Here is a 14,710-nt window from a genome sequence, read left to right on the forward strand (position 1 = left end):
AAGAAAAATCGATGGTTAACCGTAGGCAGAACAACGGCTAGTAATACAGTTGCGATAATGAAAATAGGCATAGGAAAGCATAAACCATGTGTAGCGTAGATCTTCGTTAATAGTAACGCGTCTTTCTGATATGGCTATTTTTTTGTTTGAGTATTTTACGTGCTATTTTGGCAGGAGCAGTAAGAACTGAACCTATGCGATACGATTTAGATAAGCGTAGAGATTCTAGACGTTTTTTGAGTAGCTTATTCGTTTCAAGAGACTCCTTCAACACAGTTTCAGTTTTATTGAGTGTTTGCTTTTGTGAGCGGATCGTATTCTCTGCAGCCACTTTTGCCAGATATGCCTTTTTCTTCGACACCTCGGCATTCTCCATATGCGTTCGAAAATTATCTGGCTCTCGAATTAGTACTTCAAAGTTTCTCTGATCAACTGAGTCCAACGCCCAATATGAATATTTTTCTGCAAAACTAAGAGTATGGTAATCATCGCGCGCATTGCGGAGCAATTGTGTCGCAACCATATTCGCCGCTAGTGTCTGTTGGACAACATCAGACGGATAGCGCAACAATTCCGCAACAACTTCTTGATAAGCAAGAAAATAACCATGTGCATGTTTGAATTGCTTGTTCGAAGTCATAATTGAATCATTGCGAATGCGCCGACGATAAAATGTCTGCGGTATATATCCAACTCGCTTGGCATGCCAAAGTGCTTGAAAGGTAAATACATTATCTTCATATGCAGCTGATTGATTGAAGCGTAAATGATTGATATCAAAATAGGATTTATTAAAAAATTGTAGTGCAACATTAACGCGGTATTCCTCCGCTGCATGCAAGACGCATAGGAGTTCCTTCCCCTCCCAAGTACCTAGATATCCATGATATCGACGATAGTACTTGGAAAACTTGGTAAACTCGTGCTCTGCTTGTTTACTCGGTACTTCTGTATCATCAAGAAACGCTGCACCATCAAAAATAACTTCATCCAGCTGATCTTTTTCCGCTCTGCTCCAAAGAGTTTGGAGTGTATCTGGCTCAATCCAGTCATCAGCATCAAGAAAATAGAGGTAATCTCCCCACTGATGTTCCCAGTTCAACGCGGCATTTCTTGAGCTGGCACATGAGTGACCAGGCCTACGCTGAGACATGACCGTTATTCGCGTATCGCGCCGAGCATACTCCAATGCCACTTTGAGAGTGTTGTCTGTAGATCCATCATCAACAATGATTATTTCTATCTCTTGTAGAGTTTGATGAAGTATGCTGTCGAGACATTGCCCAATCCAAGGATTCACGTTAAAAGCAGGTATAACAACAGTTACTTTTGGTGCATGTAACGTTGGAGTACGCTCCTGAAGAACATAGGGTTCAGTAGAGCCCTGTTTCAGGTTTTTTATCCTAGAGTGATATCTAAACGCTGACTCACATCCACAAACACAATCATAATCTCCACAGCTCTCATAACATTCTCGCTTAAAAGCTAACACTCTCTTTTTTATCAGTTCAGAGTGTACAATCTGACCACAAAGCTCAAGACGCTCCTGAGCATCGAGTGCTCCATGTAAACATTGTGCAAGCAAACGTACAACAAAATTTGCAAAAGAAAAATATAGTTCTTCATAACGCTTTCGATTGCAAAGCTCGGTATACAGCTGTGTCACCGCAGTAAAAATGTCTACTGATGAGTGTTTGGTGTGCCGAAGATTCCCTCTCTTTGTGCGGTGGTGTACTAACTTTTCATTGAGGCTCACGAGTTGATTCGCTTCACACAGAGCGAGCGCAACAAAAACAACCTCAGCAGCCTTGCCAAATTGTGAAAAGTTTAACTGTTTATCTTTCAAGAAGCTAGACCTAAACAATTTAGTCCAAATATCAGTTGACGAGACCGTCATAATATGCTGGGGGGTATCCTTATAAGAGAAGATTGTTTTATTACTATAAAATTGAGGCCACATTTGAGTTTTCGGAATCACCGTACCAGTATGAGAATCAAACGTTTCTGCATCAAAAAAAAGTACATCTGCAGGACAACTACATATCTGCTCTTCTAGATGTTCGATAAAGGTTGATTCGACGTAGTCACCTGCATTGCAAAAATAAATATAGGATCCCGCTGCAAGCTGAATTGCACACTCATACGCTTCTTCTTGAGTGCACCCGGACTGATTAACTACGGTTATCCGTTCATCACGCTGGGCATACTCAGTAAGAATTTTCAGTGACATATCGCTGCTACCCAAATCAACACATATTAGTTGAAAGTTATTAGACGATTGAACAAGGAAGCTATCGAGACACTGATTCAAAAAAGGCGCATCATTCAACACTGATAGGACAACGGAAATAAAATTCATTGTTTATCCCCTCGGAAATATCAACACCTAACAGAATTATAAAACTAATGTTTCCGCATTAAAATACATACAGGTTACTCACCATCTAGCAGATAAAACTAAAACTAGGAAAACCGAAAAGATCATCAATGAGCTCACGTTTACGTGTAGACACTTTACCCTCGCAAATAAAATTTGAATACCAGTACGAACAATAACTCTGAAACAAAATTCAAACAAAACTCGAGGGAATACTAGCTTTCTATATTCGTTATAAGATAATGAGGCAACATAAATAGACGAGAAAGATATTCACCATGCCAAAAGTTTCTGTAATCATTCCCATCTATAACGCAGAGGAGTATCTCGACGAATGTCTGAAAAGTGTTCTATCTCAGACTCTAAGTGATATCGAGGTAATCTGCGTAGACGACGGCAGCGGTGACTCAAGCTTTGCTATCCTAAACAGATTTGCAAAAAAAGATTCTCGCATTAAGGTAATAGAACAAAAAAACGCTGGTGCAGGTACCGCAAGGAACAATGGAATGAAAGTTGCCACCGGAGAATACCTCAGTTTTTTAGATAGTGATGATGTCTTTGAACCAACCATGTTGGAAAAATTAGTTGCTATTTCTGATTTTGAACAGCTAGATGTTGCCGTATGTAGGTGCAACAAATTCATTCACGAAACAAAAGAAACTATTGATATTCCATGGACTATCAAATCTGAGCTGATACCAGCTAATAACCACTTCCAAGCAATCGATATAAAGAAGGATTTTTTTGAGGCTTTTATTTGGTGGCCTTGGGATAAATTATTCAGAACCCAATTCATTAAAGATTCCTCCTTGTATTTCCAAGAACAACGCACAACAAACGATTTATTTTTTGTGGTGGGAGCTACCCTACTTGCCAAGAGAATCGACTATATCAATGACATCTTGATTCATCAGAGAGTGCATGAAGGATCTCTAGCCGTTACACGAGAAAAAAGTTGGCACTGCCTTTTTGATGCTCTCATCAAAGTGAGAGATTTTCTCCAAGAAAAAAATCTTTATGACCGCTTTGAGCAGGACTTCATCAACTATTGTGTCACGTTTACAAGCTGGCATAAAAACAGCATCAATATCTCTACGTATCAGGAAATGGCTCCAGCACTATCAAGGGCCTTTAAAGAACTGGGTGTAGCAGACAAGCCGAGGAAATTCTTTTATAAAGCAAGCATCTGGTCTGAAGCGCAAAAAGTTTTAAATTGGAAGACCGTAGCAATAAGCGTTATTATGCCCTCGCTCAACGTGAGGCCTTATATTCGTGAATGTGTACAGAGTGTCTGCGATCAAACTCTACGTAATATTGAAATTATTTGCGTTGATGCAGGCTCCACTGATGGCACTCTAGAGATACTAAGAGAGTTCGAGAAAAACGATCCCCGCGTGACTGTAATAGTTTCAGATAAGAAAAGTTATGGCTACCAAATGAATTTGGGACTTAAGCGCGCCCAGGGTGAGTATATTGGGATTGTTGAAACAGACGATTTTGCCTCTCCTACAATGTATGCCAATCTGTTTGCGGTCGCTACGAAGAAAAGTGCAGATGTTGTTAAAGCAAATTGGCATTGTTTCCAGACCAAACCTATCAAACATGACACTCTGTTTGAACGTTATGCTGGCGTACCTTATAACAAAGTTCTTACCGTAGACGAAAAGAAAAAGATTTTAGATGGTGCTTCAGGAATCTGGAGCGGCATTTATAGGAAAGATTTCCTCGAAAAAAATGAGATTGATTTTCTAGAGACTCCTGGTGCTTCCTATCAAGATACAGCCTTTTTATTAAAAGTTATTATGGCAGCTAAGTCCATGATTCTGCTAAAAAAGGGATGGCTGCATTACCGGATTGATAACGATAACAGTAGTGTGCATTCTCTAGGCAAGGTATTTTGCGTCTGCGACGAGATGAAATCTGTCCACGCCTATATGAACGCACGACCTACCCTTAAGAAAGCTTATAGATCAGTCATCTGGTCGCGCACGGCTACCGTATACGACTGGAATGATAGGCGCCTTGCTAACAATCTGAGAATTGGTTTCTTAAAAGAAGTCCAAGCTGAATTTACCCACGGATTGGAGTCTGGTTCTTTCAAATTTGATGACCTTAGTGATAGATATCGCAGATTTATCGAACAGGTTCTGGAAAGCCCAGAATCCTATGCTGCGCGCCACAAGACTCTACCTCAGCAATTTGAGTCTTCAAGTTCTAAGGAATCTCCACTATTTACTATTGTGCTGGAAGCTCGAAATGGAGAAAAAAACCTTCGAACATGTCTGGATAGCTTACTTGCTCAAACTTTTTCTAGTTTTGAAGTTCTATGCTTTGATCAAAACTCGCTAGACAATACTGCCAAAATTTTAGTCAAATACACACATGAGGATCCCCGATTCAAAGTTATTAATAACAGTGGCGAATCCTTACGCAATACCGCGGTAAACAAATCCCAAGGTACTTATATCCTGTTTATCAATAACTACACATTCCTGCAGCCATCATGCCTTGAACTTTGGGGGGAAACCATAAGGGAACAATCTCCTGACATCTTGCTCAGCAAACAAGCGAGCTACAACTTGGATTCAAAAAAGTTGTCACAAGAGACATTCGGCTACGACGAAGTGATTTACAGCAGCGTTCGCCCGTTTAATTCAACTACCGCACCAAAACAACTATTTCAAGTTAGCTCACCAAGTGTGTTAGGTAAAGTTTATAGGACAAGCTTTTTAAAATCTCTTCCCTATCGATTTGAGGTTGATGCGTCATTTAGAAATGATGCACTTCTGTGCTCAATCGCACTATTGCAGGCCTCAAAGATCTCCATCTGTGATACCGCGGTAATAATCCAGGTACACACTTCAAAGGAACGCAGGGAAAATCATATAAATTCATATGCTTCTGCACTTGCCAACCCATGGATAAATCTTCTTGGGGAAAATGGCGCATTTGCATCTAATAAATACAATAACCCGCTTGTTCTCTCAAGTGCTCGTGCACTAGCTGCACATACGATCCATAGCGATTTTAATTTATTGACCAGTAACAATGCACAAAGCATCGCGGTCCACACACTTGATTCCGATGCTGTACGCAGTACAGGTATTTTCAATTTAGCTTGCGAATCATACGAAGAAGAAGCGGATTACAACTTCTTCCAAGGAATACACGCTGGCTTTAAAATAATGCCCTCGCCTGCGGCACAAACAGAGGTTGTAGTAATTCCTCGAAAAAGCACGGTTCTCCCATCAATTAGCGTTGTTGTTCCCATATATAACTCCGAAGAATACCTTTCGGAGTGCCTTGATTCTCTTGTAAACCAAAGTAAAAACGACATTGAAATCATTTGCGTAGATGATGGAAGCACGGACTCCTCATCTAAACTAATCAAAAAATTCGCTGAAAATGACCAACGAATAATACTTCTGCATCAAGAAAATCAAGGTCAAAGTGTTGCGCGCAATACAGGTGTTAGTTATTCAATAGGAAGATATATTTACTTCATTGATAGCGATGACATACTTGATACTCATGCGTTTGAAAAACTGTACGAAAAAATGGAGCTCGAAAAGCTTGATGTGCTCTTTTTTGAGGGTTTAAGTTTTGCGCATTCTAATGATGACCTAGAAGTGTACAAACGCTTTGATGGGAATTATCAAAGACATTATCTACACTCAGGTGTCCTTGATGGACCTGCATTGTTCCAAGAATTATGGAATGATGGGGACTATTGGGTTTCTCCCTGTATGCAGATGACACGTAAGGAACATTTTATTAATAATAATCTCTGGTTTCTTCCTGGAATCATTTATGAGGATAACTTCTATACGTTCAAGTCCCTTTTACATGCAAGACGAGCGAATTGTATTCATGACTCACTGTACAGGCGCCGAGTTCGCTCAGAATCAACAATGTCAAGCAAATCAAGGTTCTTCAATTGCTACAGTTATTTCCAGGTATTTCTTGCTATGAGTGCCGAAATTTCAACTCATTCTCCAGAGGACAAAGGATGGACTACTGCATGTGAACTACGCGAACACATGTTACGCCATGCCAGGTCGCAATTCTCGAAGCTTTCTGGTATCGAACAAAACAAGCGATGGCTCATACCTGAATTTGAACTCTATTCTTTTGAGCGAAATATCACATCGTATTGTATGCTCAAGGAAATCATTAATACCAAGAATAATGAAATAAATACTTCCAATAGATTGGCAGCATCAAACCTCAAAGTTGCAAATAAGTTGCAAACTAGGCTTTCCCAGATACAGGGAAGAAAAATTATTAAGCTGGGCTTAAGGCTAAAACGTTTTTTCAGAAGAGCGAAAAGAATACTGCGCAATCCAAGTCTCATCCTAAGAAAACTGGGGCTGTCCTAACTTTCTTCACCCCAATTTGCTCAGTAACCAAACGTGCCACCATGTGTTTCTACAAGGTGACACGTTTTACAATGAGTACTTATGTCTATTTGACATTGAGTTATCAGTAACTATCTTGTACTTCTTTATACCAAGCTGGCAGAGTGACGAGGCATTCTACAAACCTATCGGACAGGAGTTGCGCGAGATGCTATTGAGGATTTCTCGATTATTGCTTTAGACGCTATTATTTTTAACCATACATATAAGAACGATTTTAGACACTTATAATTTACTACGTCTAAAGATAGAGCAGTTTTTATGAAACATATTAAGAAACGCAATATTCAAACCCAGACCATAAGGCGAAAACGTAACACCGCAATCGAACTAATGCGTATCGTTGGCTGCCTTTGTGTAATCGCTTGCCATATTAATCCGGGTCCCTTGAAACACGGAGTAGCATACAACTCCCAGATTTTTATCACTTGTCTAATTGCTGATGGCGTAGCAATGTTTTGGTTTATTACGGGGTGCTTTTTATTTCGAGAAGACTTTAACTATCAGAATACCTTGAGTCACTTTGGTAAAAAAGTAGGTATTCCAGTAGGCATCTTTAGTCTTTTCATTTTTTACTTTTATGACTTTGTTATATCCGGAGCGTCCATTTTTGAATCCCTTAATCATCCACTCAGCGACTATAAAATCTTAATAATATGTATAGCCAAATTGGTTGTTCCCATTAAGCGCAGCGGGCATCTTTGGTTTCTTGTAGCTTATTTCTTGCTTCTTCTAATCTCTCCTGCACTTAATGCTTTTGCGCTTTATCTCAGAAAATCTAATAAGCGAGAGAACATATTTCTTGCTCTTTCCTTCATTGGACTGACGATAAATACTCTGACAAATAATGTAACTTTTGCGTTTTCGCACCATGGACTTAATGCGATGATCCCTGGGGCAATCATAGTTCTCTGGGGCGATATCTTTTACCGCAGATGGAACAAAAGGCCTAGTTCAGCTTATTTCCATCAGCTGCTTGTTGCATTAGTCGCTCTTGTGGGGATAGTTTGCATTAATGTTGCACGTACTGCATTTCAGCACCGAGCCTATCTGCAAGGACTTGATCATACCGTGGCGCTCTTTTGGTATTCACCTTTTGGTGTATTAGTTACCCTCTGCATCTTTATATTGTGCACATCTTCAATACAACAAAATGCCCATCCAAGACTTGAATCCATTATTTGCGCTGTAGCATCGCTCACGTTCCCCATATATGTCATTCATAACTTTGTTATTGATATGCTTAATACCTATGGAATTATTCCTTTTATTAAATCCCATTTATTACATGGAATGTCAGGATTTTGGACTCTCTGCTTCATCCTTTGTACTGCCACTATTATCTTTCTTGTAAGCCTTACCGTTTGTGGAGCACTGGGCAATCTATTCGGAATCTTTGCCACAAAAACTAAACACAATAAATCTTTCTCCCGAATTAGGTGAGATAATCCTACTTCCCACAAATAGGCACCATTATATTGACTGTCAAGTCATTTATATGATATCCGCAATTATTGATTATTTCTAAAACAATGGCAAATGGAAAAAGATGCAATGACAGGCATCGAAGCCATCAATGGCAGTGCATAACGCAACAAACCATTCACAGGGCTTACCAAGCATAGTGCCACATTCAGTGCAGCTCCCAGAAGGAGCCATACAGAATGTCCGCGCTTGGTATACAACATGAAACCCCAAAAAAATAAAAGAGCCCATGTATAGCTTGCTGGATTTACGCATAGCGAAAGAAGTGGGTAAACTTTCCATATATCCGTATAACTCTTCATGATATTTCGGCCTAGTTGCGGAAGCTCATAATGAAAATCAAATGCACCCGTTGCAAGGGGTTCCCCCTTGATATAGAAGGGGTAGGATGACAATACCTCATGCGCTTCAAAGGGATAGAAATAACCATATGTATTAGCTAAAGTTGCATCAATATAAACCCTCGGATGACGCAACCCCATTGCAAACCAAACTTTAAAGTACTTTAACAAATCCTTTTTTGTACTTTCTGCCTTGAACATATCTTTGATAAAGTCTGCATTGTCTGGATTGTACCTACGTCCTAATGCAGAAGCAGGCAGCACTTGATTAATAACGGCAAACTCTTCTTTGCTGACTTCATCTGGTCGGAGTTTCACGAAACGTGCAGTCTGTTGAAATGGCACTGAAAGAACTTCTTTAACAGATCCTGGTACAACGCCTAAAGCATTCATAAGAGGTCCGCTAACAAGTTTAAAAATTACAAACATAATTATTGCAGAGTTACAAAGATACTGACGTAAGTGCGGAGTCTTCTTTCCCGCTAGCAAGATAAGTACGAATAGCTGTGGGATACAAAAGTAGATACCATTATTGCGAGAAAAACTAACTGCCAGTCCCAATGCAAGAAGAATTAATGTATAAAAAAGAGGCGATCTCTTGGACGTATTTTCAGAACTAGTATCTTTGCTCTCTATATAAAGCTGGATACTCGTCGCAAAGAAAAGAGTCCATGTAGCACAAAATGGTCCATCTTTCATAACAGCCTGAGCATACCCACCCCAAACAGGTAGCACTGCAAAAAATAGCAAGGTTCCAATACCCGCATGCCGTGACCAACTCTGAATAATCTGACAAACTGCCGAATAACAGAGAGCCTCCATTACCGTAAAGAACGTAACGCATACGAAAAGCCCAACATTATTGCTAACAAGATTGCCTAGTGAGATGAGGGCCCCTATTAGCAAAGTCATGAGATACGGATGATGATTGGATAGAGGGCTAATTCCAAATGCTTGATTTATTTCAACATAGCCATCATAAGGAATCGAACCTGGAAAGAAAGCAAGTAAAAAGGGTGACCATGCAAGAATCAAAACGATAAAAAAGAAAAATAGGGAGTGATCAACGAAGTGCATCTTATCGTTAGTGACATACTTAATTCCAATTTGATTATTCTCAAGCCCATTAAAAGCAAAACAAATAACTACATCGAAGAGATAAAAATACCCAAGTAATACAAGCAAGGCAACAAAGGATTGTTTGATATTCTGCAAAATAAATGAGCTATTACCCATTTGAGAAAAGCTCATACCTATAAGGGTACATAAAGCAAAAATTAGTGCGAGTGTATGTGTAATTGCTTTACCACATTGTTGAACGACCCTAAAAATCTTTCGATGCAAAGCGAGTATTGCTATCGATAACATCCCTATAGGAAGAGCGGTGCCATCAACCGAATCAACAACAATATGAGTAATAGAGGTCGATTTAGAGACAATGCCTGTAGATGAAAGAGCAAGGACAGATACTAGTGCTAGGAGCAAGCTTACCGCATTCATTGTTGATTTGTTATATCTATAACTAAAGTCTTGAATCATTCAACACCTCAACCATTTATGACTATTCAAACACTCATTCGCCCACTCATAAACTTATCGGTCTTATAGACACATATATTGAGTGACCACGTCTACAATAAGAGTATATGTAATACTTTGCCTAAAACTTAGGAGGTAAAAACATGAATATCGCGGTTGGCGGTACTGGATATGTTGGTCTCTCTTTGGCCATTCTTCTTGCCCAACATAACCAAGTAACAGCTGTCGATGTTATCCCCAAAAAGGTTGAGAAACTCAATAACTGGCAGAGTCCCATTGCTGATACAGAAATTGAACGCTTTTTGAAAGAAGCCTCCGAGGGTAAACGCAAGCTCAATCTAACTGCAACAACTAGCGCCGCAACAGCGTATGCCAATGCTGACCTTGTAGTAATCGCTACACCCACCAACTATGACGCACGCAAAAATTTTTTTGACACCCACTTTGTTGAACAGGTTATTGAACTTGTGCTCGAGATCAATCCCAAAGCGACAATGGTTGTAAAGTCCACCGTACCAGTTGGCTATACCAAATCAATTTGTGCACGCTATCCAAAGGGCAAATTTCTTTTTAGCCCTGAGTTTTTGCGCGAAGGTCATGCTCTTTATGACAATCTGCATCCTAGCCGTATTATTGTTGGAACTCCTTTTGAGGATATGCGTGCTGAAGCAGAGCGTTTTGCTTCCTTGCTTGCAGAAGGTGCTGAAGATACAGATGTGCCCACACTTGTAATGCACGCAACTGAGGCAGAAGCAGTAAAGCTTTTTGCAAATACCTATCTTGCTCTTCGTGTTGCTTATTTCAACGAGCTTGATACCTACTGTGAGGTACGAGGACTTGACACCGCTTCAGTGGTCCGTGGTGTTTGCCTTGAGCCACGTGTCGGTGATTTCTACAACAATCCCAGCTTTGGCTATGGAGGGTATTGTCTGCCTAAAGACACAAAACAGCTCTTGGCAAATTATCAGGATGTACCTCAGAACCTCATTAGCGCTATTGTGCAATCTAATCGCACACGAAAAGATTTTGTTGCCGAAGAAATAATTGATCGCTGCCGCTTACTCAAGGAACATGGAGTCAAACATCCTCTTGTAGGCATCTACCGCCTGACTATGAAGTCTGGATCAGATAATTTCCGTGCCTCAAGCATCCAGGGCATTATGAAACGCATAAAAGCAAAGGGTTTCCAGTGTCTTGTTTATGAGCCAACTCTTGATGCTCCAGATTTCTTTGAAAGCGAGGTCACTCATAACCTTAACTACTTTAATGAGAACGCTGATATCATCGTTGCAAATCGCTGGAACGATGACCTTAGCAGCGTTTCTTCAAAAGTCTATACAAGAGATTTATTCTGCCGTGATTAATGCATTGCGCTTTTGGCTCTGTTAGTTCGAATATATGGAAGCTACATGTCGCCTAAAATTTCAATAGTTGTCCCCATCAAACAATACTCTGAGTATCTTGAAGACACACTATCTAGTGCGCTCACGCAATCGCTCAAGGATATCGAACTCATCTGCATGAATGGAGCGCATGATACTAAAATATGCAGTGCGCTCAAAACTGCTATAGATAACGACCCGCGCGTCAAGGTTATTGACCTTAACACTAAAGAGGAGGGTGTACTCTATAACACTGGACTTGAGACAGCAACAGGAGAGTACATCCACTTTCTTATGCCAGGCGATCAAATCCTCAATTTCGCCTACGAAGCGCTCTATAACAAAGTACAGCGTTACGACCTTGACTACTTACATTTTGTTACTGCACCGTATGTCCGCAATAAAAAGCAAATTTTAAACATAGAGAGCTTCACTCTTGAGAACTTACATCCAAATGATTTTAATCATCTACTCAACTTAGACGTGGAAAGTCTTTTATATCGACTCAATAACTCTGTTTGGACGGGATTATATCGCAGAGCATTTCTGCGGGAACATCGTATTGATTTTGGTTGTAATCCAACACAAATCGAGCAGTTCTTCTATTGGAATCTAGTTGCTTGCAAACCGCGTGCAGCAATTTCTCGCGACTGCCTTCTTTTACACACTATTGTGGATTGCAAAATACTTGAAAGTAATAATGTCCTTCATACTGTTAAAGAGCAACTTAAAGCAATTGAGGCACTTCGCAATAAACTATCTCAACGCAACGTTGCAGATGACATTACAGCAGTAGCTCTTTGTAATTCAATTGGTGACTGCATTGAATGCGTACAACATAACACCATTGAAGAAAGTTCATTTCGTGAAGTTAGAACTATACTAGCGTCCTATATCAAAACGTTACCAGGCACTCTCTGGAACCCAACTTTCAAACTTCTCAAAATAGCCCAGCAAAATATCACCGATGGAAATTCTCCCAAACAGATTTCGCATGAAGCTATGCCTTTTTTCCATGCAGAATCCACTCATCCCAAAGTATCTATCGTAGTTCCAATCCATAATCAAGAAGAATATTTAAACCAATCCCTGCACAGTCTGACAACTCAATCTCTTGAGGACCTAGAATTTCTTTGTATCAATAATGATGCTTCAGAACAATCTTTGGCAATCTACAATGAATACGCCGCTATCGATAAACGCTTTCGTTTGTTTAGCAAGCTAGATACTAGTTTGGGCGACTCGATAAATCTTTGTATACAGAACGCGCGAGGAAAATATCTAAGCATTTTCAAATCTATTGACTATGTTTTGCCGGAAATGTATGAGAGGTTTTATTCAATTGCCAATCGAAAATCTTTGGATTTTATAAAAGGTAATTTTTATCGTTTTACCACAGATATGAACGGCACTGAGTGCTTGCGGCTCAGGCATTTAAGTGATGATAATTCTTACTATGGAAGTATAGTAAATACCAGTACAGATGACAGAACTTTTTCCTTTGCCATGGGCACTTGCTCGAGTATCTATTCCATGAATTTTCTCAAAAGGTGGCACATTCAGTACAGCAGATCTTCTGAAGATATCCTCCAGGATGACGCTTTTTGCTTTCAGATACTTGCCCGCGCGACTCGTGCTCAATTCATCAAGACGCCTTTTTATATGAGCCGTTGCGATAATTCAGCATCTTCATTTACCAGCTCAGACAAGATACACGCAATAGCTCAAGAATATGAGTATATTTACAACTGGCTCCATTCTAAGCCTAATTTATATGAACGTTATGAAACTATTTACTGGTATAAAAAGCTCGATAACGCTTATTCTACCTATCTGCAAATACCGCTTGCAGCAAAAACTGAATATGCCAAACGTATATACGATGAGTTTGCAAAACCATTTGTCCAAGGCAAGATTAGTCGTCAATTGAGTGGGGAAGTTCGCTGGAAATTTTTAGCGGAACTTATCGATAACCCTAAAGCATTTGCTAAAAAAATTCGTATTTCAATCATTATGCCCATCTATAACGCTGAGCGATATCTCCATGAAACTCTTGACTGCTTGGTACATCAACTCAATAATTCAGCAGAACTTATCTGCGTTGATGATGGATCGACAGACTCAACGTCAAAAATTCTGGCTGAGTATGCCGATAGATTTGAGCAGTTTACCGTCATTACGCAGAAAAATACTGGTGCAGGTGCCGCGCGTAATGTTGGCATGGCATACGCTCACGGCGAATATCTGATGTTTCTTGACTGTGATGACATCTACGAACCAGATTTAATTCGCACTGCTTATGAAACTGCATATTCTCAACAGAGTGATGTTGTTGTATTTAACAGCAATGATTACTTTGAAGACACACATGTATATCGCAAGACAAAGGGTAACATTCGCACCGAGCTCCTGCCAGCTGAATGTCCTTTTAATAGTAAGGATATTTATTACGATGTATTTCGAGCCTTTATTGGATGGCCTTGGGATAAGCTTTTTCGAGCGGATTTCATCCGTGCTAATGGTATTAAATTCCAAGAGCAGCGTACAACAAATGATTTACTTTTTGTTTTTTCAGCTATCATTCGCGCGGAGCGTATATCCACGATTAATACCGTGCTTGCACATCACCGTCGAGCAAGTGACTCCTTATCTGTTACGCGTGAAAAGAGCTGGTATTGCTTCTATAACGCCTTAATTGCATTGCGTGAAAAATTACAGGAATGGGAGGTCTGGGAGCGTTATGAGCAAGACTTCATAAACTATGCACTACATTTCTCACTTTGGAATCTTAATACACTTTACGGCGAGACATACGGGATGCTTTTTAATTTGCTAAAAAATAAATGGTTCAAGAATCTAGGAATCGTTGATAAACCTGCTTCGTATTTTTATCATCCGGATGACTACGAGAGCTATAGGTACATCTGCGACAATGATGCCAGTTTGTACACTTCCCGCCGTATCGGTCTTCTTCTCGAAAAGAACCGCGAAAAAACCGATTCTATTAATGAAATTAGAGGCATATCAAAAAAAATTAGAAAGCAATTCGATGCTACTAATTCTCAACTTGAAAGGATTCGTTCTACTTCTACCTTTAAGCTGGGAACAAAATTACTATCACTCGGATATAACCTAAGGTTGATAAAGCATTAAACACAACCAAAAAAT

6 protein-coding genes are annotated in these 14,710 nt (G+C 39.9%); 4 read left to right on the plus strand and 2 right to left on the minus strand.

All coding sequences use genetic code 11. From position 1 onward, the window contains the following. Window positions 1-106: 106 nt before the first annotated feature. A complete protein-coding gene (locus HMPREF9069_RS02375; protein WP_021625515.1) occupies window positions 107-2,359 on the minus strand; it encodes a glycosyltransferase family 2 protein in 2,253 nt (750 codons plus the stop codon). 296 nt (window positions 2,360-2,655) lie between these two features. On the opposite strand from HMPREF9069_RS02375, the gene HMPREF9069_RS08785 reads away from it, so the two are divergent. Continuing rightward, on the plus strand, window positions 2,656-6,756 hold the full coding sequence (locus HMPREF9069_RS08785; RefSeq protein WP_021625516.1) for a glycosyltransferase: 4,101 nt from the start codon (window positions 2,656-2,658) through the stop codon (window positions 6,754-6,756). A gap of 300 nt (window positions 6,757-7,056) precedes the next feature. Continuing rightward, on the plus strand, window positions 7,057-8,238 hold the full coding sequence (locus HMPREF9069_RS02385; RefSeq protein ID WP_021625517.1) for an acyltransferase: 1,182 nt from the start codon (window positions 7,057-7,059) through the stop codon (window positions 8,236-8,238). A 68-nt stretch (window positions 8,239-8,306) separates the two neighbouring features. Here the strand turns inward: HMPREF9069_RS02385 and HMPREF9069_RS02390 are convergent, their stop codons facing one another. Further along, the gene (locus HMPREF9069_RS02390) at window positions 8,307-10,160 is read right to left on the minus strand and encodes a DUF6020 family protein (protein WP_021625518.1); all 1,854 of its coding nucleotides are present in this window, start codon (window positions 10,158-10,160) and stop codon (window positions 8,307-8,309) included. A 143-nt stretch (window positions 10,161-10,303) separates the two neighbouring features. On the opposite strand from HMPREF9069_RS02390, the gene HMPREF9069_RS02395 reads away from it, so the two are divergent. Next, the gene (locus HMPREF9069_RS02395; RefSeq protein ID WP_021625519.1) at window positions 10,304-11,524 is read left to right on the plus strand and encodes a nucleotide sugar dehydrogenase; all 1,221 of its coding nucleotides are present in this window, start codon (window positions 10,304-10,306) and stop codon (window positions 11,522-11,524) included. A gap of 45 nt (window positions 11,525-11,569) precedes the next feature. Further along, window positions 11,570-14,695 (plus strand): glycosyltransferase family 2 protein, encoded by a 3,126-nt coding sequence (locus HMPREF9069_RS08790; RefSeq protein WP_021625520.1) that lies wholly within the window; start codon window positions 11,570-11,572, stop codon window positions 14,693-14,695. The last annotated feature ends 15 nt before the right edge of the window (window positions 14,696-14,710 follow it).

This window comes from Atopobium sp. oral taxon 810 str. F0209 (assembly GCF_000466405.1).
Taxonomy (GTDB): domain Bacteria; phylum Actinomycetota; class Coriobacteriia; order Coriobacteriales; family Atopobiaceae; genus Olegusella.